The sequence below is a fragment of the Methylorubrum sp. SL192 genome, assembly GCF_026672325.1.
In the GTDB taxonomy this organism is placed as follows: domain Bacteria; phylum Pseudomonadota; class Alphaproteobacteria; order Rhizobiales; family Beijerinckiaceae; genus Methylobacterium; species Methylobacterium extorquens.
Genome location: NZ_JAPPQV010000003.1, coordinates 1,102,889 through 1,127,889 on the forward strand (window position 1 = coordinate 1,102,889; position 25,001 = coordinate 1,127,889).

15 protein-coding genes are annotated in these 25,001 nt (G+C 70.1%); 9 read left to right on the plus strand and 6 right to left on the minus strand.

The window, feature by feature from the left end; genetic code table 11:
• The first annotated feature begins 96 nt into the window (after nt 1–96).
• Nucleotides 97–1,725, plus strand: a complete 1,629-nt coding sequence (locus OVA30_RS05940) for an ABC transporter ATP-binding protein (RefSeq protein ID WP_268174903.1) — start codon at nt 97–99, stop codon at nt 1,723–1,725.
• 3 nt (nt 1,726–1,728) lie between these two features.
• Nucleotides 1,729–2,949, plus strand: a complete 1,221-nt coding sequence (locus tag OVA30_RS05945) for a phosphopentomutase (protein WP_268174905.1) — start codon at nt 1,729–1,731, stop codon at nt 2,947–2,949.
• 288 nt (nt 2,950–3,237) lie between these two features.
• Here OVA30_RS05945 and ettA read toward each other — a convergent pair whose 3' ends face one another.
• The 4 genes from ettA to OVA30_RS05965 form a co-directional block, all read right to left on the minus strand.
• Nucleotides 3,238–4,890 carry an energy-dependent translational throttle protein EttA gene (gene ettA / locus OVA30_RS05950; protein WP_003606693.1) on the minus strand — a complete coding sequence of 551 codons (1,653 nt, stop codon included), beginning with the start codon at nt 4,888–4,890 and terminating at the stop codon, nt 3,238–3,240.
• A gap of 235 nt (nt 4,891–5,125) precedes the next feature.
• Nucleotides 5,126–5,404, minus strand: coding sequence for a hypothetical protein (locus OVA30_RS05955; RefSeq protein WP_012253481.1), 279 nt, complete (start codon nt 5,402–5,404; stop codon nt 5,126–5,128).
• 10 nt (nt 5,405–5,414) lie between these two features.
• Nucleotides 5,415–6,308: a DNA/RNA non-specific endonuclease gene (locus OVA30_RS05960; protein WP_268174907.1), complete on the minus strand. Its 894-nt coding sequence runs from the start codon at nt 6,306–6,308 to the stop codon at nt 5,415–5,417.
• A gap of 7 nt (nt 6,309–6,315) precedes the next feature.
• The gene (locus OVA30_RS05965) at nt 6,316–6,570 is read right to left on the minus strand and encodes a hypothetical protein (RefSeq protein ID WP_012253483.1); all 255 of its coding nucleotides are present in this window, start codon (nt 6,568–6,570) and stop codon (nt 6,316–6,318) included.
• A 332-nt stretch (nt 6,571–6,902) separates the two neighbouring features.
• Here OVA30_RS05965 and dxs point away from each other — a divergent pair, with 332 nt between their 5' ends.
• The 7 genes from dxs to OVA30_RS06000 all read left to right on the plus strand — a co-directional run bounded on the left by dxs (nt 6,903) and on the right by OVA30_RS06000 (nt 16,005).
• Nucleotides 6,903–8,876, plus strand: a complete 1,974-nt coding sequence (gene dxs / locus OVA30_RS05970; protein ID WP_268177461.1) for a 1-deoxy-D-xylulose-5-phosphate synthase — start codon at nt 6,903–6,905, stop codon at nt 8,874–8,876.
• 208 nt (nt 8,877–9,084) lie between these two features.
• Complete coding sequence (hpnA, locus tag OVA30_RS05975) at nt 9,085–10,110, plus strand: hopanoid-associated sugar epimerase (protein ID WP_012253485.1); 1,026 nt, start codon at nt 9,085–9,087, stop codon at nt 10,108–10,110.
• Entirely contained in the window at nt 10,107–11,006 is a 900-nt protein-coding gene (gene hpnC, locus OVA30_RS05980; protein WP_015822525.1) for a squalene synthase HpnC, read from the plus strand. Before hpnA ends, hpnC begins: the two co-directional genes overlap by 4 nt.
• Nucleotides 11,003–11,854 (plus strand): presqualene diphosphate synthase HpnD, encoded by an 852-nt coding sequence (hpnD, locus tag OVA30_RS05985; RefSeq protein ID WP_015822526.1) that lies wholly within the window; start codon nt 11,003–11,005, stop codon nt 11,852–11,854. The genes hpnC and hpnD overlap by 4 nt, the downstream gene beginning before the upstream one ends.
• The gene (gene hpnE / locus OVA30_RS05990) at nt 11,854–13,155 is read left to right on the plus strand and encodes a hydroxysqualene dehydroxylase HpnE (protein WP_268174909.1); all 1,302 of its coding nucleotides are present in this window, start codon (nt 11,854–11,856) and stop codon (nt 13,153–13,155) included. The genes hpnD and hpnE overlap by 1 nt, the downstream gene beginning before the upstream one ends.
• 44 nt (nt 13,156–13,199) lie before the next feature.
• Complete coding sequence (gene shc / locus OVA30_RS05995) at nt 13,200–15,203, plus strand: squalene--hopene cyclase (protein WP_003604034.1); 2,004 nt, start codon at nt 13,200–13,202, stop codon at nt 15,201–15,203.
• Between the two features lie 133 nt (nt 15,204–15,336).
• Entirely contained in the window at nt 15,337–16,005 is a 669-nt protein-coding gene (locus OVA30_RS06000) for a spermidine synthase (protein ID WP_012253489.1), read from the plus strand.
• 94 nt (nt 16,006–16,099) lie between these two features.
• On the opposite strand, the gene OVA30_RS06005 is transcribed toward OVA30_RS06000, so the two are convergent.
• Both OVA30_RS06005 and OVA30_RS06010 read right to left on the minus strand, forming a co-directional pair.
• A complete protein-coding gene (locus tag OVA30_RS06005; RefSeq protein ID WP_268174911.1) occupies nt 16,100–17,473 on the minus strand; it encodes an aminotransferase class I/II-fold pyridoxal phosphate-dependent enzyme in 1,374 nt (457 codons plus the stop codon).
• Nucleotides 17,470–24,876 (minus strand): type I polyketide synthase, encoded by a 7,407-nt coding sequence (locus tag OVA30_RS06010; RefSeq protein ID WP_268174913.1) that lies wholly within the window; start codon nt 24,874–24,876, stop codon nt 17,470–17,472. The genes OVA30_RS06005 and OVA30_RS06010 overlap by 4 nt, the downstream gene beginning before the upstream one ends.
• Between the last annotated feature and the right edge of the window lie 125 nt (nt 24,877–25,001).

Consider the following 25,001-nt stretch of genomic DNA (forward strand, 5'->3'; position numbering starts at 1 on the left):
AGACGATTCGCGCGGCCGGCCCCGCGCGCTATAACCCCTCGGCCCGCCGCTCCGACACCGGATCGCGGCGGGCCGTTTTTCGTTCGCCGGGGTTCGATGTCCGATACGCTGCTGACCGTCGAGGATCTCTCGGTCGCCTTCCGCTCCGGGACGCGCGAGACCCGCGCGGTGGACCGCGTCAGCTTCGCCATCGAGCGGGGCGAGACCCTGGCGCTGGTCGGCGAATCCGGCTCCGGCAAATCGGTCACCGCCCTGTCGATCCTTCGCCTGCTCGACGGAGCGGCACACCATCCGGGCGGAAAAATCCTGTTCAAGGGGCGCGACCTGCTCACGCTGCCCGAGCGCGAGATGCGGGCGGTGCGCGGCGCGGACATCACCATGGTGTTCCAGGAGCCGATGACCTCGCTCAACCCGCTCCACTCCATCCAGCGGCAGATCGGCGAGGTGCTGGAGATCCACCGCGGCCTGAAGGGCAAGGCGGCGCGGGCCCGCATCCTCGAACTCATGGATCTCGTCGGCATCCGCGACGCCGAGCGGCGGCTCGGCGCCTATCCGCACGAATTGTCCGGTGGTCAGCGCCAGCGCGTCATGATCGCGATGGCGCTCGCCTGCGAGCCCGACCTGCTGGTGGCCGACGAGCCGACCACCGCCCTCGACGTCACCGTGCAGGCGCAGATTCTCGCGCTGCTGGCCGACCTGCAGAAGCGGCTCGGCATGGCGATGCTGTTCATCACCCACGATCTCGGCATCGTCCGACGCATCGCCACCTCAGTCTGCGTGATGCTCGCCGGCCGGATCGTCGAGGCGGGTCCGGTCGATCGGGTCTTCACCCGGCCCCAGCACGAATACACGCAGCGGCTCCTGGCCGCCGAGCCCACCGGCCGGGCGAACCCCGTGCCCGATCACGCCGAAGAGCTGGTCGAGGCCGGGCCGCTCAAGGTGTGGTTCCCCCTCAAGGCGGGGCTGCTCCGGCGCACCGTCGGCCACGTCAAGGCGGTCGATGGGGTACGGCTCAGGGTGCGGGCCGGCGAGACGGTCGGCGTCGTCGGCGAGTCCGGCTCGGGCAAGACCACGCTCGGCCTCGCGCTCTTGCGGCTCACCGAATCCGAGGGGCCGATCGTGTTCCTCGGGCAGCGCATCGAGGCGCGCGGTCCTGCCCTGATGCGGCCCCTGCGCAAGGACATGCAGGTGGTCTTCCAAGACCCCTACGGCTCGCTCTCGCCGCGCATGTCGGTCGGCGACATCGTGGCCGAGGGGTTGGCCGTGCAGGGGCTGGTGAAGGGCGGCGACGAGCGCCGCGCCCTGGTGGCGAAGGCGCTCACCGATGTCGGGCTCGATCCGGCGGCGATGGACCGCTACCCGCACGAATTCTCCGGTGGCCAGCGCCAGCGCATCGCTATTGCCCGCGCCATCGTCCTGAAGCCCCGCTTCGTCGTCCTCGACGAGCCGACTTCGGCGCTCGATCGCTCGGTGCAGGCGCAGATCGTGACGCTGCTGCGCGACCTCCAGCGCGAGCGCGGCATCGCCTACCTGTTCATCAGCCACGACCTCAAGGTGGTCCGCGCACTCTCGAACTACGTCATGGTGATGCAGCACGGCCAGGTGGTCGAGGAGGGCCCGGCCGAAGAGATCTTTGCGGCGCCCAAGACCGATTACACCCGCACCCTGTTCGCGGCGGCCTTCGAGATGGATGCCGCGACCACCGCCGAGATCGAGCCGGCCTGAGCCATGGCCCGCGCCCTCCTCATCGTCCTCGATTCCGTCGGCATCGGCGGCGCTCCGGACGCCGACCGCTACGGCGATGCCGGCTCCGACACGGTCGGCCATATCGCGGAGGCCTGCGCCGCCGGACGCGGCGACCGGCCGGGCGTGCGCGCCGGGCCCCTGCGCTTGCCGAACCTCGCCGCGCTCGGCCTCGGGCTGGCCTGCGAAGGCGCCACCGGGCGCGTCCCGCCAGGGCTTGCGCCCGACGGACCCGTGCGGGCGCTCTGGGGCCACGCCGTCGAGACCGCCGCGGGTAAGGACACCCCGTCAGGCCATTGGGAGATCGCAGGCGTGCCGGTGCGGGAGGCCTGGGGCCACTTCCCCGATACGCAGCCCGCCTTCCCGGCGGAGCTGACGGCGGCGCTGGTTGAACGGGCAGGGCTGCCGGGTATCCTCGGCGATTGCCACGCCTCCGGCACCGCGATCATCGAGGCGCTTGGGGCCGAGCATGTCCGGACGGGCAAGCCGATCTGCTACACCTCGGCCGACAGCGTGTTCCAGATCGCCGCCCACGAGGAGACGTTCGGACTGGAGCGGCTCTACGAGACCTGCCGGATCGCCCGCGAGGTCTGCGATCCCTACCGCGTCGGCCGGGTCATCGCCCGGCCCTTCCTCGGCAGCCCGGCGGAAGGCTTCCGCCGCACCAGCCACCGCAAGGACTTTTCCGTGGCGCCCCCCGCCGGGACGCTGCTGGACGGGCTGGAGACTGCGGGCCGCGCGGTTGTGAGTGTCGGCAAGATCGGCGACATCTTCGCCCACCGCGCCACCGGCCGCGAGATCAAGCCCGCCGGCAACGCCGCCTGCCTCGACGCGGCGCTCGACGCCTTCGCCGGATTGCCGGAGGGCGGCTTCGTCTTTCTCAACCTCGTGGATTTCGACACCGAGCACGGCCACCGCCGCGACGTGCCGGGCTACGCCGCCGAACTGGAAGCCTTCGACGCGCGCCTGCCCGAGATCCACGCGGTGCTGAAGCCCGGCGACCTCTGCGTGATCACCGCAGACCACGGCAACGACCCGACCTGGACCGGCACGGAGCACACCCGCGAGCAGGTGCCGGTGCTGGCCTTCGGGCCGGGGCTGGCGCCGCGCGCGCTCGGCCGCCGGGAGAGCTTTGCCGATATGGGCGCCTCGGTCGCAGCCCATCTCGGCCTACCGCCGCTCGGGGCCGGGCAGGCGTGGTGGTGAGGGGTTCACCCCCGTCCACCCACCTATCCATCTCACCCTGAGGTGCCGCGAAGCGGCCTCGAAGGGTCTTCCAGGGATCGCGACCGATCTGGAGGATCCTTCGAGGCCCGCTGACGCGGGCACCTCAGGATGAGGCGGAGGGGAGGAGAGCGGAAGTCGTGTGAGTGACACGCATACCAAATCCGTTTGACCCCTTCGGGATGGCGGATTTGGCTGTCGCTCAAGTGCCGCGCGGGCTCGGCTGATACGGGCCTCCGCTCTGATCAGGCGGAGACCCGTATCCGGCGATCAGCGCGAAAACTTCTTGTACTTCAGCTTCTTCGGGATGATCGACTCGATCCCGAGACGGCGCTTCTTGTCCGTCTCGTAATCCGAGAAGTTGCCCTCGAACCACTCGACATGGCTGTCGCCCTCGAAGGCGAGGATGTGAGTCGCGATGCGGTTCAGGAACCAGCGATCGTGGCTGATGATGACGGCGCAGCCCGCATAATCCTCCAGCGCGTCCTCAAGGGCGCGCAGGGTCTCCATGTCGAGGTCGTTGGTCGGCTCGTCGAGCAGCAGCACGTTGGCGCCGCCCTTGAGCGTGCGGGCCAGATGCACGCGGTTGCGCTCACCGCCCGAGAGCGTGCCGACCTTCTTCTGCTGGTCGCCGCCCTTGAAGGCGAAGGCCGCGCAATAGGCGCGCGAATTGATCTCGCGCTTGTTGAAGTAGATGATGTCGTTGCCGCCCGAGATCTCCTGCCAGACCGTGGCGTTGGGATCGAGCGCGTCGCGCGATTGGTCGACATAGCCGAGCCTGACCGTCTCGCCGACCTCGATCCGCCCGCCATCGGGCTTCTCCTGGCCGGTGATCATCTTGAACAGTGTGGTCTTGCCGGCGCCGTTCGGGCCGATGACGCCGACGATGCCGCCCGGCGGCAGCTTGAACGACAGATCCTCGATCAGCAGGCGGTCGCCGAAGGCCTTGTTGAGGTGTTCGAACTCGATGACGTTCTGCCCGAGCCGCTCGTCAATCGGGATGACGATCTGCGCCGCCGCGTCGACCTTGTTGTTCTGCTTGGCGACCAACTCCTCGTAGCGGGTGATACGCGCCTTCGACTTCGACTGCCGCGCCTTGGGCGAAGCCGAGATCCACTCCTGCTCGCGGGCGATCGAGCGCTGGCGGGCCATGTCCTCGCGGCCCTCCTGCTCCAGGCGCTTCTGCTTCTGCACCAGCCAAGCGGAGTAGTTGCCCTCGTAGGGGATGCCCCGGCCGCGGTCGAGTTCGAGGATCCAGCCGGTGACGTTGTCGAGGAAGTAGCGGTCGTGGGTCACGATCAGGATCGCGCCCGGATACTGCTTGAGGTGGCCCTCCAGCCAGTTCACCGTCTCGGCGTCGAGGTGGTTGGTCGGCTCGTCGAGGAGCAGCAGTTCCGGCTCCCACAGCAGCAGCTTGCACAGCGCGACGCGGCGGCGCTCGCCGCCCGAGAGGGTCGCGACCGGCTGCTCGTCGCTCGGGCAGCCGAGCGCTTCCATCGCCTGATCGACCTTCGAATCGAGCTCCCAGAGGTTCTGGGCCTCGATCTGGTCCTGGAGGGCGGTCATCTCGTCCGCCGTCTCCTCGGAATAGTTCATCGCGAGTTCGTTGTAGCGGTCGAGCAGCGCCTGCTTCTCGGCCACGCCCTCCATGATGTTCTCGCGCACCGACTTGTTCGGATCGAGCTGCGGCTCCTGCGGCAGGTAGCCGACGCGCGCGCCCTGCGCGACGAAGCCCTCGCCGGTCCAATCCTTGTCGATGCCGGCCATGATCTTGAGCAGCGTCGACTTGCCGGCGCCGTTGATGCCGAGCACACCGATCTTGGCGTCGGGATAGAACGACAGGTTGACGTTCTCGAGGACCTTCTTGCCCCCGACATAGGTCTTGGTCAGACCCCGCATGTGGTAGATGAATTCGCGGGCCATGTGCGTTCGTCCTGCGTGAAGCGTGGAAGCCGGTCGGGCCGGCGCTCGCGGATGCGTGGCCTCTCGCGCGAGGCTGGCTCTGTCGAGCCAAGATGCTCGAGCCATGCCGCGCGGGGCGCCGTCCGCTCGCGGATGAAGAATTTCGTGTTCGAGTATCAGGGCCGCCCGGCAGGGGCAAGGCGAAGGCCGGATAGGCGACGGTCGGATACCGATCCTGATATGAGGGCGGTGCGCCTCAGGCGAAAGGGTTGCGCACCGGCTCGGCCGTCTCCGGCTCCTCGGGCACGGCATCGGGCAGATCCTCCGCTTCGAGGGTGGCAACCACCGCATCGAGCAGGCTCTTCAACGCCCTCGCACGCTTCAACCCCGCCCGGTCGCGGGTGAGGTCGAGGCTGCCATGCAGGGCAATGCGGCGCGTGCCGTTCTCGATGGAGAAGCCGGCGAAGGTCTGGACGCCGGCATCCTCCGCGAAGGGGCGGAAGGGGAGGGCAGGATCGGCTTTGCGGCGAGGCATCGGGAGCTCCTCAGAAGATCGCGCGCATCAGCTCGCGCCAGAGCCGGCGCAGGACATCGATGGCCAGTTGCTTGAGGAAGTCGGCGAAGGATTCCGGGCCGCCGCGGGAGAATTCCTGCGGCTCGGGCAGCGCCATCGCCTTGGCCTTGCTCGCCTCGGGCAAAGCCGGGAACACGTCGAGCCCCGCCGTCTCCCGCAGGGTCGCGAGCGAGACCGCGCGCCACTCCGCGCCCGCCGCGTTCGGCACGAGATAGGCCCCGGCCTCGCCGGTGCGCGGATCGTAGATCGCCTTGAACATCTGGGTCGGCACCAGCACCCGCCCCTTGATCGCGCCGACCGAGTGGCCCTCGAAGATCGGGCCGGTCACGACGAAGATCTCGCCGCGCTCGCTGGCGAGCCGGCGCACGCTTTCCTCGATCGCCGCCCACAGGCCGCGGTTCACCGCCCGGTTCTGCGGCACGATGTTGGCGAGGCTGAAGGATTCGGCCTGGGCGACCGCGCTCGGCATGTCGCCGGCCGGGGCCAGATGGCCGCGGTCGTAGCCGCTCCGCAGGTAGTCGGCGAGGCTCGCCCGGTCGTCCTCGGGCAGCCGGTCCTCGTCGTGGAAGGCGTCGGCCCGCTCGACCCTTCGGGCGGCGGACACGCTCCGGCGCGTCAGCCGCTCGGCGGCGTAGAGCGGCGTGCGCGACACGCCCGAATGGAGCACGGCGAAGGCCTCGAAGCAGAGCGGGACGGCTCGGTCGGCGAGCTTCGGGTTGGTGAGCGTCGGCGCCCGGCCGTCCGCGAACAGGGCGCGGCAGGCCGGCGCCTCCGGCAGAGCCTGGGGCTCCAGCAGGGCTTGGGACAAAGCCGCGTGCGGGACGACGACAAGGAGAAGGGCCAGAGCGAGCGGACGCAGCGCCATTGCAAGCTTAGTAGCAGACCCGGACGCGGCGGGGGCCGGACGGCGTCTCGCGCCAGCGGAAGCCGCAGGGGCGCCCGAGCGGATCGATCAGCGGGCGGATGTCACGGTCCGGCGGTCCCGGCGGGCGGCGGCAGCGGACGTCGTCCGAGCAGCGTGCCGCGCCGGGCCGGGGCCTCCCGGCATCCGCCGCCCAGGCCGCGCTCCCACCGATCAGGGCGAGCGCCAGCGCGACCGTGGCCGGTAACGTTGCGGCGATAGGCATCGGGCGGCGGCCTCGGGGATGAGTGGGCAAGATGTTGATCAACGCAGCCTTCATCCATAATTGAGGGCGCGTCACGCGTGAAATCGTGGGGCTGCCTTAACTCTGAAGGCAGACGAAGCGGCCGAATCCTCTGAAAGACGCGCCGCTGTTGCAGCAAGATCATGGTATCCCGTGATCGGTTTGCGCTAGAATGATCGTTCATATGTCCCGGGGAAAGCTGTTTCCGGGGAGGCGGGCGAAATCCGAAGGCAGGCCGCGTTCGAGAATTCGGACGTGTGCCCCTGCAGGAACTGCCCTGCCGACGGGAACGCATTGAGAGACGGGTGAAGGCCTTGGCACTAGCGGACACGACGATCCTTGAGGGTCTTGAGACGCCGGATCGTCTCCGGCTTCTGCCGGAGAGCGAGCTGCAGCGGGTGGCCGACGCCGTGCGCGCCGAGATGATCGACGCCGTGTCGATCACCGGCGGTCATCTCGGCTCGGGCCTGGGCGTGGTCGAACTCACGGTGGCGCTCCACCACGTCTTCGACACCCCCGACGACCGCATCGTCTGGGACGTCGGACACCAGTGCTACCCGCACAAGATCCTCACAGGCCGCCGCGACCGCATCCGCACGCTGCGCCAGGGTGGCGGGCTGTCCGGCTTCACCAAGCGTTCGGAAAGCGAGTACGACCCCTTCGGCGCGGCCCACTCCTCTACCTCGATCTCCGCCGCGCTCGGCATGGCCGTGGCGCGTGACCTCGAGGAGGCGGACGCCAAGGCCAAGGGCGGCCCGGCGCCGAAGCGCCGCAACATGATCGCGGTGATCGGCGACGGCTCGATGTCGGCGGGCATGGCCTATGAGGCGATGAACAATGCCGGCGCGCTGCACTCGCGCCTGATCGTCATCCTCAACGACAACGACATGTCGATCGCGCCCCCCGTCGGCGCGATGTCGGCCTACCTCGCCCGGCTCGCCTCCGGCGGCACCTATCGCTCACTGCGCGAGACCGCCAAGCAACTGGGCAAGCTGCTGCCGAAGGCGCTCTACCAGCGCGCGGCGGCCGCGGAAGAGTATGCCCGCTCGCTGATCGTCGGCGGCGGCACGATGTTCGAGGAGATGGGCTTTCACTATGTGGGGCCGGTCGATGGGCACAATCTCGACCACCTGCTCCCCGTTCTGAAGAACGTGCGCGATTCGGATCAGGGCCCGATCCTGCTCCATGTCGTCACGCAGAAGGGCAAGGGCTACGCGCCGGCCGAGGCATCCGCCGATCGCTACCACGGCGTGGTCAAGTTCGACGTGGTTTCGGGCGTGCAGGCCAAGGCCAAGGCCAACGCCCCGGCCTATACCCGCGTGTTCGGCGAGAGCCTGATCAAGGCGGCCGATGCCGACCCGAAGGTGGTGGCAATCACCGCGGCGATGCCCGGCGGCACCGGGATCGACCTGTTCGGCAAGGCGCATCCCGACCGGACCTTCGACGTCGGCATCGCCGAGCAGCACGCGGTAACCTTTGCCGGAGGCTTGGCCACCGAGGGCTACAAGCCGTTCGTGGCGATCTACTCGACCTTCCTGCAGCGGGCCTACGATCAGGTCGTGCACGATGTGGCCTTGCAGAACCTGCCGGTGCGGTTCTGCCTCGACCGGGCGGGTCTCGTCGGCGCCGACGGCGCCACGCATGCGGGCGCGTTCGATCTGGCCTATCTCTGCTGCCTGCCGAACATGACGGTGATGGCGGCGGCCGACGAGGCCGAGCTGGTGCACATGGTGGCGACCTGCCACGCGCACGATTCGGGCCCGATCGCGCTGCGCTACCCGCGCGGCGAGGGGGTCGGCATCGAGTTGCCGGAGACGGGCGTGCCGCTGGCGATCGGCCGCGGCCGCGTGGTGCGGCGTCCGGAAGGGGCGCGGGTGGCGCTGCTCTCGCTCGGCACGCGGTTGTCGGAGGCGCTGAAGGCGGCCGACGCGCTGGAGGCCGAGGGTGTCGCAGCGACGGTGGCGGATGCGCGCTTTGCCAAGCCGCTCGATGCCGAGCTGATCGTCGATCTGGCGATGAGCCACGAGGTTCTGGTGACGGTGGAGGAAGGCTCGGTCGGCGGCTTTGGGGCGATGGTGCTGCACCTGCTGGCCGAGCGCGGCGTGCTCGATACCGGCCGGGTCCGGGTCCGCACGCTGACGCTGCCGGACAGCTACCAGGACCACGACAAGCCGGAGAAGATGTACGCCGAGGCCGGGCTCGACGCCGAGGGCATCCTCAAGGTCATCCGCGCCGCGCTGCCGGACCAGAAGAAGGGCAGCCGGACCGGGCGCCTGCGTCTGGCTTGAGGGTTCGGGTGCTCGAAGGCCATTGCCTGAAGAGCGCCTCGCCCCGCGCTTGAGGTTGAGAAGCGCGGTGCTTGCTGCACCGCCTCATCAGTGAGACAAGCGCCGCGCCGTCGGGCCCTGAATCGGGTGCGTTGACGGAGCGGCGTTTCCCTTTGCCCGCTGGTCCCAGGACCGATGGGCGAGACCACCCGTGAATCACGCGAGCACGATGACAGAGCCGACCCAAAGCGGCCCGTTTCCAGCGGGGCCGGTGTTGATCACCGGTGCCAGCGGCTTCCTCGGAGCCGCCCTGGTGGACGTCTTCCGCGCGGCCGGCTTCCGCGTGCGCATCACCGTGCGTGCCTCCTCGCCCCGCACCAACCTGATCTGGCCCGATGTCGAGATCGTCGAGGCCGACATGCGCGACCGGGCAGCGGTGGCGAGCGCCATGCGCGGCCAGCGCTACCTCGTCCACGCCGCGGCCGATTACCGGCTCTGGGCGCCGGACATGGAGGAGATCGTCCGCACCAACCGCGACGGCACGCGCATCCTGATGGAGGAGGCGCTCAAGGCCGGCGTGGAACGGATCGTCTACACGTCGAGCGTCGCCACTATCAAACCGCACGACGACGGCACCCCCGCCGACGAGACCCGTCCGCTGACGCCGGAGACCGCCATCGGCGCTTACAAGCGCAGCAAGGTCGTGGCCGAGCGCGTGGTCGACGAGATGGTGGCCCGTGACGGCCTGCCCGCCGTCATCGTGAACCCCTCGACGCCGATCGGCCCCCGCGACGTGAAGCCGACGCCGACCGGCCGCATCATCCTCGACGCGGCGCAGGGCAAGATTCCGGCCTTCGTCGATACCGGCCTCAACCTCGCCCATGTCGACGACGTGGCGGCGGGCCATCTCCTGGCCCTGCGCAAGGGCCGGATCGGCGAGCACTACATCCTCGGCGGCGAGGACGTGATGCTGGCACAAATGCTCGCCGACATCGCCGCCATCGTCGGCCGCAAGGCGCCGACGACGCGGCTGCCCTACGCGGTGATCTACCCGATCGCTTTCATCTCCGAGCAGATCGCGCGGGTGACCGGCAAGGCGCCGCTGGCCACCATCGACGGCGTGCGCATGTCGAAGTACCGGATGTTCTTCTCCGACGCCAAGGCACGGGCGGAACTCGGCTATTCCGCGCGGCCCTACCGCCGGGGCCTTGAGGATGCCATCGCGTGGTTCCGACAGGCGGGGTACATGAAATGAGCGCCGCGCTTCAGACCGCCAGCGACGCCCGCACCGGCAAGGGCCAGCACGACGAGAACTTTCCCGTCGCCTCGCACCTGATCCACCCGCGCTACCGCGGCGCGATCCTCGCCTTCTACAACTACGTGCGGGCCGGCGACGACGTTGCTGACCACACCGGGCTTTCGCCCGAGCGCAAGATCGCGATGCTCGATGCGCTGGCCGACGCGCTGACCGGCAAGGGCGGCTCCGACCCCACGGTCGAGCCGCTCAAGCGCGAACTCGCGGCCCATCGCCAGCCGCCGACCCACGCGCTCGAACTGCTCGACGCCTTCCGCATGGATGCGCGCAAGTCGCGCTACGCGGATTGGGACGAGCTGATCCACTATTGCCGCTACTCGGCCATGCCGGTCGGGCGCTTCCTGCTCGACGTGCACGGCGAGGATCCGGCGCGGGTCTACCGGACCTCCGACGCGATCTGCGCTGCGCTGCAGGTGCTCAACCACCTCCAGGATTGCGGCAAGGATTTCCGCGATCTCGACCGGGTCTACATCCCCCTCGACGTCATGCGGAAGCACGGCGCCGATGTGTCGATGCTGGGCGCCGACCGGGCGAGCCCGCAACTGCGCGCGGTGATCCGCGAACTCGCCGAGCGCACCCTGGTGCTCTTGGAGGAGGGGGCGCCGCTGCCGAACCAGATCGACGACCTGCGCCTGAGCCTGGAGATCGCCGCGATCCATCGCCTCGCCGTCGTCCTGACGAAGGGGCTGCTGACCCGCGATCCGCTCAGCGAAAAAGTCCATCACGGCAAGGCCGCCTTCGCGCTCACCGCGCTCGGCGGCATCGCCGCCACGCTGGTGCGCCGCCCGTTCCGGTCGCGTGCGCCCCGTCCCGCCCCCGCCGGAGCCGGCCGATGAGCGCCACCGCCACCCCGATGCCGGGCGAGACCCCGGAAGCGGCTGCCCTGCCGGCCGCCGGCTCGTCCTTCTACACGGCGATGCGCCTGCTGCCGAAGGAACGGCGTGAGGCGATGTATGCCGTCTACGCCTTCTGCCGGGTCGTGGACGATGTCGCCGATGACGGCGGCCCGCGCGAGGTCCGTGCGGCCGAACTCGACCGCTGGCGCGCCGATATCGACGCGCTCTATGCCGGCCATCCCCCTGCGCGGGTGAAGCCGCTCGAAGAGCCGATGCGCCGCTTCGACCTCAAGCGCGAGGACTTCCAGGCCGTGATCGACGGCATGGCGATGGACGCGGAGGAAGACATCGTCGCCCCGTCGGAAGCCAAGCTCGACCTCTATTGCGACCGGGTCGCGAGCGCCGTCGGGCGGCTCTCGGTGCGCATCTTCGGCATGCCGGAGGCGGACGGAATCAGGCTGGCGTGGCACCAGGGCCGGGCGCTCCAGCTCACCAACATCCTGCGCGACATCGATGAGGATGCGGAGCGCGGGCGCCTCTACCTGCCGATGGAGAAATTCCACAAGATCGGGCTCATGAACCCGACCCCGCAGAGCGCGCTGGCGCATCCGCGCCTCGGCGAGGTCTGCGCGGCGGTCGCCGCGGAAGCGGAGGAGCATTACCGCCAGACCTGGGCGATCATCGAGCGCAGCCCGCGTCGCGCCACTAAGGCGGCCCGCCTGATGGCGGCGGCCTACCGGCTCTACCTCGACGCCGTGGTCAAGCGCGGCTGGGCGGCCCCGCGGGCGCGGGTGAAGCCGGGCAAGCTCCCCCTTCTCCTCGTCGCTTTGCGCCACGGGATTCTGTGATGACGGGTACGGTTCACGTTGTCGGCGCCGGGCTCGCCGGCCTCTCGGCGGCGGCCTCGCTGGCGGAGGCCGGCAGCCGCGTGGTGCTGCACGAAGCCGCCAAGCAGGCGGGTGGGCGCTGCCGCTCCTACTACGACCCCTCGCTCGGGCTGACTATCGACAACGGCAACCACCTGCTCCTGTCGGGCAACCGCTCGTCCCTCGACTTCATGCGCCTCATCGGTGCGCCGGCCAACGCCCTGACCGGGCCGGACGAGGCGGTCTATGACTTCGCCGACATTCGTACCGGCGAGCGCTGGACCCTGCGCCCGAACGAGGGCCGTTTGCCGTGGTGGGTGCTGCGGGCCGGCCGGCGCGTGCCAGGCACCCGCGCGCGCGACTACCTCGCGCCGGTCTCCCTGCTGATGGCCGCCTCCGGCAACAAGCCGGGCCAGAGCGGCACGATCGGCGAGAAGATGTCCTGCGAGGGGCCGCTCTACGAGCGGCTCTGGCACCCGGTCCTGCTCGCTGCGCTCAACACCGAGCCGCGCGAGAGCGATGTCGGGCTCGCTGCCACCATCCTGCGCGAGACCTTCGGGGGGGGCGGGCGTGCCTGTCGGCCGCTCATCGCCGTCGAGGGCCTGTCCACCGCCTTCGTCGATCCGGCCCTGCGCTACCTCCAGAGCCGCGGCGCCGAGATCCGCTACGGCCGGCGGCTGCGAGCGCTGACGCTCGGCCAGGGCCGCATCGAGCGCCTGGACTTCACCGACGAGCCGACGGTGATCGGTCCCGACGACGCGGTGGTCATGGCTCTGCCGCCCTGGGTGGCGAGCGAACTCCTGCCCGGCACGCCCGCGCCGCAGGAATTCCGCTCGATCGTCAACGCGCATTTCGCCGTGCGCCCGCCCGAGGGCGCTCCGCTGATGCTCGGCGTCGTCGGCGGCCTGACCGAGTGGCTGTTCGCCTATCCGGACCGTTTCTCCGTCACCATCAGCGGCGCCGACCGGCTGCTGGAGGAGGGCCGCGAGGATCTCGCGCGCCGCATCTGGACCGAGATCGCGGATCTCAACGGTCTTGCACGGGATTTGCCCAGCTGGCAGATCGTCAAGGAAAAGCGTGCGACGTTCGCGGCCACGCCCGCGGAAGCTGCGCGCCGCCCCGGCGCGGCGACGCGCTACCGGAATCTGGTTCTCGCCGGTGATTGGACGGAGACGGGGCTGCCCTCGACCATCGAGGGCGCGATCCGATCCGGCACAAACGCCGCGCAAGCCCTGTTCCGCACCGGGATGTGCGGACGGGCACAGGCACAGGGAGTTGCTTGAAGGATATGACGACGGCATCGAGACAGTCGAACGAGGCAAGAACGATGCGTGAGGCGGCCGTAAGCAAGGTCGAGACGCTGCAGCGTCCCAAGACCCGCGACGTGTCCCTCGACGACGTGGAGCGTGGCGTCCAGAGCGCCACCCGCGCCCTCACCGAGATGACGCAGGCGGATGGGCACATCTGCTTCGAGCTCGAGGCGGATGCGACCATCCCCTCCGAGTACATCCTGTTCCACCAGTTCCGCGGGACTGAGCCGCGGCCTGGGCTCGAGGCCAAGATCGGCAACTACCTGCGCCGCACCCAGTCGAAGGTACATGGCGGCTGGGCGCTGGTGCATGACGGCCCGTTCGACATGAGCGCGTCGGTAAAGGCCTACTTCGCCCTCAAGATGATCGGCGACGACATCGAGGCGCCGCACATGCGCGCGGTGCGCAAGGCGATCCTCCAGCGCGGGGGCGCGGCCAACGCCAACGTCTTCACCCGCATCCTGCTCGCGCTCTACGGCGAAGTGCCGTGGGCGGCGGTGCCGGTGATGCCGGTGGAGGTGATGCACCTGCCGAAGTGGTTCCCGTTCCACCTCGATAAGGTGTCCTACTGGGCCCGCTGCACCATGGTGCCGCTGTTCGTGATCCAGGCCAAGAAGCCGCGGGCGAAGAACCCGCGCGGCGTCGGCGTGGCCGAATTGTTCGTGACGCCGCCCGATTCGGTGCGGACCTGGCCGGGCTCGCCCCACGCCACCTGGCCGTGGACGCCGATCTTCGGCGGCATCGACCGCGTGCTGCAGAAGACGCAGGACCACTTCCCGAAGGTGCCGCGCCAGCGCGCCATCGACAAGGCGGTCGCCTGGGTCTCCGAGCGGCTGAACGGCGAGGACGGCCTCGGCGCCATCTTCCCGGCCATGGTCAACTCGGTGCTGATGTACGAGGTGCTGGGCTATCCGCCCGAGCACCCGCAGGTGAAGATCGCGCTGGAAGCCATCGAGAAGCTCGTCGCCGAGAAGGAGGACGAGGCCTATGTCCAGCCCTGCCTGTCCCCGGTCTGGGATACGGCGCTGAACAGCCACGCCATGCTCGAAGCCGGCGGCCATCAGGCGGAGGCCAATGCCCGCGCCGGCCTCGATTGGCTGAAGCCGCTCCAGATTCTCGACATCAAGGGCGACTGGGCCGAGACCAAGCCCAACGTGCGCCCCGGCGGCTGGGCGTTCCAGTACGCCAACCCGCACTATCCCGACCTCGACGACACCGCCGTCGTCGTGATGGCGATGGATCGCGCCCAGCGTCAGCACGGGCTGGTCAGCGGCATGCCGGACTATTCGGAGTCGATCGCCCGTGCCCGCGAGTGGGTCGAGGGGCTTCAGAGCGCCGATGGCGGCTGGGCGGCGTTCGATGCCGACAACAACCACCACTATCTCAACCACATCCCGTTCTCGGATCACGGCGCGCTGCTCGATCCGCCGACCGCGGACGTGACCGCCCGCGTCGTCTCGATGCTGTCGCAGCTCGGCGAGACCCGCGCGACCAGCCGGGCGCTCGACCGCGGCGTGACCTACCTGCTCAACGACCAGGAGAAGGACGGGAGCTGGTACGGCCGCTGGGGCATGAACTTCATCTACGGCACGTGGTCGGTGCTGTGCGCGCTCAACGCCGCCGGGGTCGATCCGCAGTCACCTGAGATCCGCAAGGCGGTGGCGTGGCTCATCCGCATCCAGAACCCGGATGGCGGCTGGGGCGAGGATGCCTCCTCCTACAAGCTCAACCCCGAATTCGAGCCGGGCTACTCGACCGCCTCGCAGACGGCCTGGGCCCTGCTCGCGCTGATGGCGGCGGGCGAGGTCGATGATCCGGCGGTCGCCCGCGGCGTCAACTACCTCGTGCGCACGCAGGGGCAGGACGGGCTGTGGAGCGAGGAGCGCTACACCGCGACCGGCTTCCCGCGGGTGTTCTACCTGCGCTACCACGGCTACCCGAAGTTCTTCCCGCTCTGGGCGATGGCCCGCTTCCGCAACCTGAAGCGGGGCAACAGCCGGCAGGTGCAGTTCGGCATGTGATTTTTTGGGGCGGTCGTCCCAATGGAGAGAGGCGGCGCGGGGGCATCCCGCGCCGTTTTCGTTTGTGCCGGGGGGCCGTCCGAACGAGACCGGTCTCGCGCAGTTTTCCTCATACGAGCCCGCGAGACTGCCATTGATTCCCTGGGAGCACCTCGACACCGCCGCGATCCCCGGTGAGGCGGGCAGCTTGCGCCTGATGCGCCGCGGCAGCGAGTTCTCGATCCAGCTCGATCGCAACGAGCTCATGAACAGCCGTCTCAGCGGCTCCGAGGAGGCGCTGGCGCGGCTCTCGGCCGAGCGGATCGCGGGGGTGAAGACGCCGCGCGTGCTGATCGGCGGCTACGGCATGGGCTTCACCCTGCGCGCCGCCCTGAGCCTTCTGCCGGGCACGGCGCAGGTGAGCGTGGCCGAGATCGTCCCGGCGGTGCTCGCCTGGGCGCGTGGTCCGATGGCGGAGCTGACCGGCGGCAGCCTGGATGACCCGCGGGTCTCAATCCGTGAAGCCGACGTCGCCGCGGTGATCCGCGAGCGTCCGGGCGTCTGGGACGCGATCCTGCTCGATGTGGATAACGGCCCCGATGGCCTCACCCGCAGCGCCAACGACCGTCTCTACGACGCCGCCGGCCTCGGTGCCGCGCGCGCGGCTTTGCGCCCCCGCGGCGTGCTGGCGGTCTGGTCAGCGCATCCCGATGCCGCTTTCAGCCGGCGGCTCGCACAGGCGGGGTTTTCGGTCGAGGAGGTCGGCACTCGGGCACGCGGCAAGCGCGGGGCGCGGCATGTGATCTGGCTGGCCCGGCGCTGATCCTGAGAGCGATCCCGATCGCAACCTCATCCCGAGGTGCCACCGCTCCGCGGCGGCACCTCGGGATGAGGGGATGGATGGGATATGCGGAGGGTTACGCCCCCCGGCGCGCCATCAACTGCTCGATCAGCGTGGCGCCGGTTTCGAGCGCGGCCAACTCTTCCACCATCGTCGCGACCGTTTGCGCGATCTGCTCCGGGGTGTGCTCGGAGGTCATGAAGAAGCGTAGGCGGGAGGAGCGCTCCGGCACCGCCGGATGGATGATCGGCTGCACGTTGATCCCGCGCTTGAACAGCCGGTCGGACAGCGTCACGGCTTTGAGCGAATCGCCGATGATGACCGGGATCACCGCGAGGCCGAGGCTCGTGCCGGTGTTGAGGCCGTGCTTCTTGGCCAGTGCCAGGAACTGGTTCCCGTTGCGGCGCAGGCGCTCCACCCGCTCGGGCTCGGCCTGCATCACCGAGAGCGCGGCCTCGGCCGCAGCGGCGAGCGGCGGCGACATGCCGACGCTGTAGACGAAGCCGCCCGCGGTGCATTTCAGGTACTCGACCAGCACCGAAGGACCGCAGATATAACCGCCACAGGATGACAGCGTCTTCGAGAGCGTGCCCATCCAGATATCGACGTCGCCGGCATCGACCCCGCAATGCTCGTGCAACCCCGCGCCGGTGCGGCCGAGGACGCCGAGCCCGTGGGCGTCGTCCACCATCAGCCAGCAATCGTAGCGGCGCTTCAGCTCGACGAAGGCGGCCAGATCCGGCGCGTCGCCGTCCATGCTGTAGAGGCCCTCGATCACGATCAGCGCGCGGCGGTGCTCGTGGCGCGTCGCCTCGAGCAGCTTCTCGAGCGAGGCCGGGTCGTTGTGGGCGAAGGAGCGGCGCTGGGCGCCGGAGAGCTGGGCGCCGGTCACCACGCTGTTGTGGATCAGCGCGTCGTGGAAGATCACGTCCGGCGCTTCCAGGATCGCGCCGATGGCGGTGACGTTGGTGGCGTGCCCGCTCACCAGGACGACGCAGGCTTCCGTGCCGTAATGGGTGGCCAGCGCCCGCTCCAGCTTAAGGTGGCCGGGCCGCTCGCCCGCCACGATCCGGCTTGCGGAGGCCGAGGTGCCGAACGCCTCGATCGCCTTGCGCGCCGCACCGCTCACCGCCGGGTGACCATTGAGGCCGAGATAGTCGTAGGACGAATAGTTCGAGAAGGCTTGGCCCTCGATGCGGGTGTTGGCGCCCGCGCGGGTCTCGTGCACCCGGAAGAACGGGTTGCCGAGGCCGATCAGGTCGGCGGCCGAGCGCTGCAGGCGCAGCTCCCGGTAGCCGGTCAGCTTCTCGAAATCCTGCGGCGAATCATTGGCCGGCGCCTTGGTCTCGGCGAGAGCGGGGGAGGGCCGCGCATTGGTGCGGCCCAGCCGATTGGTGACGAAGCTCGCGAGTGCGGCCCGGCCGTCCTGCGGGCGTGACGGCTGGGTCATGGCAAGATCTCTTTGATGTCCGAGACGTTCTTCTCAACGAGCTCGTTGAACGGCATGAGCGTGGCGGCATCGAGATCGCCGACATGCTTCGTGGCGAGACTCAAGGTCACGCCCGCCGCCTCGTCCACCGGCGTCGCCACCGCCTGGATCAGGGTTTCGGTCAGCTCGTTGACGGTCAGCCCCGAGGAGATGCCCGCGGGCGGCGCGTCGAGAGCGAAGCGCTCCTGAAGGCTCGCCCCCAACTCGACGCCCATCAGCGAATCGAGGCCAATTTCGGAGAGCTGGCGCACGCGGCTGATGTCGTCCTTCGGCAGGCGCAGGATGCGGGCGATGTCCTCGACGATGGCGTCGGAGACCGTCTTGCGGACCGCATCGATATCCTGGCTCCGCAGCAGCGCGCCGATATTGATGGCGGCCACCGTGCCGGACTCGGCCTGCTGGTCGCCGCCGAGGCTGGCATAGCTCGGCGAGCGCAGGGTCGCGAGGCGTTCGCGGGCCTTGCCCCAGTGCATGGCGGCAATGGCGATCACGCCCTCGTCGCTTGTCTTGCCCTGGCTCTCCAATGCCTCGGCCATCAGGTCGAGACAGAGGCGGGCGTCCATCGGTGTCACGCCGACGCGGGAGGCCAGCGTTTCCATCACCGCCTTGTTGCGGGCGAGCACGCCGACATCGCCGATGGCACCCCAGGCGACCGCGAGCGCGGGCAGGCCGAGGCGGCGGCGTTGGCGGGCGACGCCTTCCATGAAGCCGTTGGCGGCGACATAGGAGCCCTGGCCGGGATTGCCGATGAAGGTCGTGGCCGAGGAGAACAGCACGAAGTAGTCGAGCTTCCGCCCGCGGGTGGCGGCGTCGAGATGGCCCGCGCCGATCACCTTCGGCGCGATCACTGCTTCGAGCGTCTCCGGCTCGATCGCCGAGATCAGGCCGTCCTGCAGCACCATGGCGCCGTGGATCACGCCCGCGAGTTTTTCACCCCGAGCCTCGATGCCCTCGATTAGCGCCTCGACCGCCCGACGGCTGGTGATGTTGCAGGCCTTGGTCTCGACCCGCACGCCTTGCGCGGCGAGTTCGGCGACGACCGCGCGGCCCTCCTCGTTCGGCTTGCCGGAGCGGCCGACGAGGACGATGCGCTTGGCACCTCGATCCGCGAGCCAGCGGGCCGCCTCGATACCGAAGCCACCGAGGCCGCCGGTCACGAGGTGAACGCCCTCGGCGCTCACCGTGAAGGCGTTGCGCTGGACCCGCGCGACCGAACCGGGCGCCGGCGGCGTCACGACGATCTTACCGACATGCCCCGATTGCTGCATCAGCCGGAAGGCGTCCGAGGTCTCGTCGGCGGCGAACGGCTGGTAGGGCAGGGGACGTAAGCCCCCTTCCGCGAACAGCGCCATCACCTCGCGGAACATCCGCGCGCCGTCCTCGCCCTGGTGCTGGAGCACCTGATCGAGATCGACGCCGAAGTAGGAGAGGTTCCGGCGGAACGGCCGCAGCCCGATATGGGTGTTGGCGACGTAGTCGCGCTTGCCCAGCTCGACGAAGCGCCCGAACGGCCGCAGGCAGTTGAGCGAGCGCTCCATCATCTCGCCGAACAGCGAGTTGAGCACCACGTCGACCCCGTCGCCGGTGATGCGGCGGACATCGTCCACGAAGGCGAGCGAGCGCGAATCGAGCACATGCTCGGCGCCGAGCGCGGCCACCAGCGCACGCTTCTCCCGTGAGCCGGCGGTGGCGATGACCCGTGCGCCCTTCCACTTGGCGATCTGGAGCGCGGCCAGACCGACGCCGCCCGCGCCGCCATGGACCAGCAGCCACTCGCCCTTGCGCAGGCGGGCGCAGGTGCAGAGCGCGTAATAGGCGGTGAGGAACGCGACCGGCACGGTCGCCGCGGCGGCCGGATCGAGGCCCGCCGGCATCGGCGCGACGACCATTTCCGGCACGACGACGTGGGTGGCAAAGCCCGACTGGGCGAAGGCGACGACGGCATCGCCGACGGCGAAGTCCACCACGCCTTGGCCGATCGCGGTGACTTGGCCGGAGACTTCGAGGCCCAGGCGCGGACCGGCAAAGCCGTCCTCCAGGATTTCCTCCGGGAGCATCGAGAGCGCCCAGAGCACGTCGCGGAAGTTGAGGCCGGTGGCCGCCACCGCGATCTCGACCTCGCCGGGACCGGGGGCGGCGCGCTCGGCCGGACCCCAGACCATCTCGTTGAGGCCGCCGGTGTTGGAACGCTCCAGCCGTGCGGCAGGCGCCGCCTCGCCGGCCGTGGTTGCGGCGCGGCCGGGATGGAAGCGCACGACGCGGGTGGCGTCGGCGTCGAGCACGATCTCGGTCTCGTCGGTGCCCGACAGGATCAGGGCGCGCAGCCGCTCGGCGGCGTCCTTCGAAGACAGGGTCGGCGCGAGGTCGATCCGGCGCACGTCGAGGGTGGCCGTTTCGTTGGCGAGCGTCCGGCTGAAGGCCCAGACGCCGGCCTCGACCGCCGCCGCCTCGCCGCCCGCGTCGCGGGTGGCGCCGGGGGCGACCACCCAGAGGCGGGTCTGGCGGCTGCCGAGAAACTCGGCGCAGCGCTTCAGGCTGAGGCAGCGGTCGCGCAGTCGCGTCGCCGCCGCGCCCTCGCCGGCAAAGGCGCCGGCCAGGAACACCACGGTGTCCGGGGTTTCGCGCTCGAGTTCCCGCAGCGACTGCTCGGAATCGAGGATGATCGAGACGTGGACGCCGCTCGCCACCAGCAGGGTCGCGAGCGATGAGGCGGTCTCCGCGCCGAACTCGTCATGGGAGCCGACGACGAAGGCGAAGCTCTGGCCGTGGCCGACCGCCGAGCGCACCGGGGCTTCGGCGACGAGCAGAAGGTCGTCGCCGTTGGCCGAGGCCGCACGGTCGGCGGAAACCCGCACGAGGCCCGACGCGCTGAGGCGGCGCTGCCAGCCGGTCACGTCGTCGAGACGCGAGAGCGGCATGCCGGCGACCGCTTCCTCGAACCAGTCCGGCGCGAGGCCGAAGACGAGGTCGCGGAACAGCGAGGCACCGGGCTCGACCGCCACGAGCAATCCGCCTGAGGCGAGCGCGGTGGCGAGCTGTCCCGGCAGGGCCTTGTCGGCGCGGTGCAGCACGTCGCTGGCCAGAACGAGGTCGAAGGCGGCGGCCGGCAGAGCGTCGATGTCCTCGATCACCTCCACCGTGCTCGGCAGAGCGAGGCGGGCGCGCTCGGCCAGACGCCGGTCGGTGTCTAGCACCGTCAACCGGGCATCCGCCTCGCGGGCGAGTGCGGCGGCGCGGGCCGAGAGCGGGCCGAAACCGACCTGAAGGATGCGCAGCGCCCGGTCCGACGGCATGCGGCCGCGGGCCTCGGCAACGATCCGTGCCACCACGTCGGCGGCGGCGCGGGCCGTGGCGCCGCGCAGATGGAAGGCGTCCAGAGCCGCCGGGGGCAGGCTGGCGGAGGCCGGCGCGTCGCCCGCCACGATCCGCCCGACCAGGGCGGTGGTGTCGGCGAGCAGCACCAGTTCGGCGGCCAGTTCAGGATGGTCGGCCGCGATCCAGCGCATGGTCTCTTCAGGCGCGGGAAGGGACACGTCGCGGCGCAGGCGCCAGACACCCTTCTCGAGGGTCGCGAGACCGCTGCTCTCCAGGGCGTAGAGGGCGTTGGTCGCCCAAGGATGCAGGGCAGCGGGCAGGCGGCGATCGAGGGTCACCTTGCCCTTCTCGGAGAGGCCGTCGGCCAGGCGGTAGGCGAGCGCCGTCGCCCAGCCTTCCAGCAGCAGGTGGCCCGGTCCGAGATCGGCCGTGTCCGGTGCGGTCGCGGCGGCGAGGCTCGGGCGCAGCCGTTCGGCCACGCTCGGGCGCCGCTCCAACGGCAGGGCCGTCGGCTCGGTGGCGCGCTCGACCCCTTGCGTGATGGCGTAGGCGTCGAGATCGCTGCCGCTGCGGGCGCGCAGGGCCTGGAACCGGCCCTCGCGAATCGTCGCGACGACCTCGCCCTCGGCATCGGTCAGGGTGAAATCAGCCAGGATCGAGCGCTCGTTGCAGCGCCGGGTGCGGATCTCGGCGCGGGCGATCGCGGCACCGGGGCGCAGCAGGCGCACCTCGCCGAAGCGCACCGGTACGTAGGCCTTGGTGGCGCCCTCGCCCATCAGCTCGGCGAAGAGCAGGATCAGGCCGTGGAAGCAGGAATCGAGGCGCGCGGGCACGAGGCCGTAGCGGTCGTCGGACTCGGCCGGGATCAGCTCGGAGACGATGGTGGTCTCGTCGATGCGCGCCGAGGCCGCGACCTGCCTGAAGTTCTCGCCGAAGCCGAGGCCGGAAGCGAGCGCCCGGCGGTAGAGCCCGTCACCCGAAATCGCGTGCTCGGCCGGGACCGCGAGGTCGCGGCGAGCCGGCACGGGGAAGTCGCCCTCGATGATCTTGGCCGAGGCGTGGAGCTGCCACGGCGTCGGGGTCAGGCGGGGGCGGCTGAGGATCTGGATCTGGTTGCCGGAGCCCGACAGGCGCACCAGCACCTCGCGCAAGCTGTCCTCGGCGAAGACCATCGGCGAGAGGATCTCGACGTCGGAGAGCGTCACGCTCTCCGTGCGAAGCGCCTGACGGGCGACGTGCAGCGCCATCTCGACGAAGGCCGCGCCGGGCAGGATCACCTGACCGTCGATGCGGTGGTCGTCGAGTTCGGGCACGAGTGCCGCGTCGAGATGGCCGTGCCATTCGAGGCCGTCGGGCGCGAGGCGCGCGCCGGCGAGCGGGTGATAGGGCCGCGGCGCGGCGCCGGCGCCCTCGGTGGTCTCGGCGAGGCGGAACGGGCGGCGCTGCCAGGGATAGAGCGGCAGGGCGATGATTCCGGCCGGATCGGCACCGAACAGGCGCGCCTCATCGACCGCGGCACCCGCGACGAGGGCGGCGGCGACCGCCTTGGCGATCGGATCGCCGCCGATCGGCTTGCGGTGCATCACGCCGACCGAGGCCACCTCGATGGCGAGCGGTTCGATGGCGTCGCCGATATGCGGCAGCAGGGTCGCGCGCGGGCCGACCTCGACGAAGACGCGGGCGCCCTGGCGGGTCGCCTCCTGCAGCGCCTCGCAGAAGCGCACGGGCTCGCGGATGTTGCGCCACCAGTAGCCGGCGCCGAATTGCGCGCCGGGGAGCACCGTGCCGGTCACGGTCGAGACCATGGCGGTGTGGCCGGCCGAAGCCTTGAGCCCGTCGAGGTCGCGCAGCAGCGGATGCTCGGTCGGATCCATCAGGCGACCGTGGAAGGGGTATTCGAGATCGAGCTTGCGCCCGCGGCGGCGCTTGCGCGCCAGCGCCTTCATCGCGGCCTCGATATCGGCCTCGGGGCCGGCCACCGTGATCGCCTTAGGGCTGTTGTAGGCGGCGATGTCGAGGGTGGGATAGTCGGCGAGGAACGCCTCCATCTCCTCGGCCGGTCCGAGCAGCACGGCCATGGTGCCGAAGCCGCGCGTCGATTCCTGGTGCTTGCTGCGGTAGAAGATCACCCGCACCGCCTGTTCCAGGCTCAAGATGCCGGCGGCCTCGGCCGCGGCGATCTCGCCGACGCTGTGGCCGAGCACGTAGCGGGGCGCGAGGCCCTTGGCGCGCAGGGCCGCGGTCGAGGCGCTCTGGATCGCGAAGATCAGCGGCTGCGAGACGCGGGTCAGAGAGAGACGCGCGTCGAGATCCTCGGCGAACATCGCTTCCTTGAGCGACCAGCCCGAGAGCTTCTCGAACAGCTTGTCGGTCTGATCGAAGCGGGCGCGGAAGGCTTTGCTCTCCTCATAGGCCTCGCGGCCCATGCCGACCCACTGGCTGCCGTTGCCGGAATAGACGAAGGCGACCTCAGCCTGGCGTTCGACCGCCGTGCCGACGATGGCGGCATCGCTCTCCTCGCCCTCGGCCAGCGCCCGCAGGGCGGCGGGAACGTCGGTCTCGGGGGCGAGCGGCAGGGCGAGCCGCGTGCCGAGGCGCTCGCGGCGATGGAACGCGGCGGCCGTGACGCGGGCGGCTTCGGCCGGCGCAGCACCGTCGAAGCGGGCAGCGTAGTCGAGGGCGAGATCGTTCAGGGCGGCGCGGCTCTGGGCGGAGAGCAGCAGGATCTCGGGCGCGGGGGCCGCATCGTTGGCAGCCGCGACCGGACCTGCGTCGGTCAGCACGACGTGGGCGTTGGTGCCGCCGAAGCCGAACGAGTTCACGCCGGCGAAGCGCTCGGCCTTGGTGCGGGCGAGCGCTAGCGGCGCGCGGTTGACCGCGAGCTTCATCGCCTCGAACGGGATGTCGGGGTTCAACTCGGCCGCGTGCAGCGAGGGCGGCAGCAGGTCGTGCTCGAGCGCGAGGCTGGCCTTCAAGAGGCCCGCGAGCCCCGAGGTCGGCTCGGTATGGCCGATATTGGTCTTGATCGAGCCGATCGGCAGCGGGGTCTGGCGCGGCTTGCCGAGCTTGCTCCCGATGGCGCCGGCCTCGATCGGATCGCCGACCGGGGTGCCCGTGCCGTGCGCCTCGACGAAGGCGAGTTTGTCGAGATCGATCTCGGCGTCGCGGTAGACCTGCTCCAGCAGCGCGCCCTGCGCGTGGCCGGAGGGCAGCGAGATGCCGGTGGTGCGCCCGTCCGAGTTGACGCCGCTCGCCGCGATCACGCCGCGCACGGCTCGGCCGCTGCGGGCGGCGGCCTCGGCCGATTGCAGGATCAGGACGACGCCGCCCTCAGCGCGCACGTAGCCGTCGGCGCTGGACGAGAAGGCCTGGCACAGGCCGGTGCGCGAGAGCATCTGCGCATTGGAGAAGGAGATGAAGTTGAACGGGCTCGCCAGGATGTTGGCGCCGGCCACCACGGCGGTGTCCACCTGCCCCGATTCAATCGCCGCGATCGCCGCGTTGAGCGCGACCAGCGAGGACGAGCAGGCGGTGTCGAGGGTGAAGCTCGGGCCCTTCAGGTCGTAGATGTAGGAGATGCGATTCGAGATGATCGAGAGCGTGTTGCCCGTCGCCGCGTAGGCGTCGCCCGAGGACGGGTCGAGAATGCGCAGGTTGCCGTAATCGAGCGCCGAGGCGCCGACGAACACGCCGATATGGCTGCCGGCCACCGCGGAGGGGCGCAGGCCCGCATCCTCGAAGGCTTCCCAGGTGAGTTCCAGCAGCATGCGCTGCTGCGGGTCCATCTGCTCGGCCTCGCGCGGCGAGATGCCGAACACGCCCGGATCGAACGACCAGATGTCGTCGAGCACGCCGGCGGCCCAGGTGTAGCTCTTGCCCCGCTCCTGCGCGCGCGGGTGCCCGAAGGCCTGCAGCGACCAGCGATCCTCGGGGATGCGTGAGACGGCGCAGCGCCCCTCCGTCAGGAGCTGCCACAGCCCCTCGACGTTTTGAGCCCCGGGCAGGCGGCAGGCGCGGCCGACGATCGCGATGTCTTTGCGGTGAGTCACGTCGATCCGTTTATGCTCGTGAAGCAGGGACCGGGGGTCCGTCCGGCGAAGGCGTTTCACCCTCACCGAGAATGTCTCTTCAAACCTCGGCTTCACCGTGGCGCCCGCAACAGGGCGGCCGACGA

Coding starts and splice junctions, on each gene's coding strand:
- hpnC (WP_015822525.1), top strand. CDS start 10,107: ATGAGCGCCGCGCTTCAGACCGCCAGCGACGCCCGCACCGGCAAGGGC.
- hpnE (WP_268174909.1), top strand. CDS start 11,854: ATGACGGGTACGGTTCACGTTGTCGGCGCCGGGCTCGCCGGCCTCTCG.
- OVA30_RS05965 (WP_012253483.1), bottom strand. CDS start 6,570: ATGCCTATCGCCGCAACGTTACCGGCCACGGTCGCGCTGGCGCTCGCC.
- hpnD (WP_015822526.1), top strand. CDS start 11,003: ATGAGCGCCACCGCCACCCCGATGCCGGGCGAGACCCCGGAAGCGGCT.
- OVA30_RS06005 (WP_268174911.1), bottom strand. CDS start 17,473: ATGACCCAGCCGTCACGCCCGCAGGACGGCCGGGCCGCACTCGCGAGC.
- shc (WP_003604034.1), top strand. CDS start 13,200: ATGCGTGAGGCGGCCGTAAGCAAGGTCGAGACGCTGCAGCGTCCCAAG.
- OVA30_RS05945 (WP_268174905.1), top strand. CDS start 1,729: ATGGCCCGCGCCCTCCTCATCGTCCTCGATTCCGTCGGCATCGGCGGC.
- hpnA (WP_012253485.1), top strand. CDS start 9,085: ATGACAGAGCCGACCCAAAGCGGCCCGTTTCCAGCGGGGCCGGTGTTG.
- ettA (WP_003606693.1), bottom strand. CDS start 4,890: ATGGCCCGCGAATTCATCTACCACATGCGGGGTCTGACCAAGACCTAT.
- OVA30_RS05955 (WP_012253481.1), bottom strand. CDS start 5,404: ATGCCTCGCCGCAAAGCCGATCCTGCCCTCCCCTTCCGCCCCTTCGCG.
- OVA30_RS05960 (WP_268174907.1), bottom strand. CDS start 6,308: ATGGCGCTGCGTCCGCTCGCTCTGGCCCTTCTCCTTGTCGTCGTCCCG.
- OVA30_RS05940 (WP_268174903.1), top strand. CDS start 97: ATGTCCGATACGCTGCTGACCGTCGAGGATCTCTCGGTCGCCTTCCGC.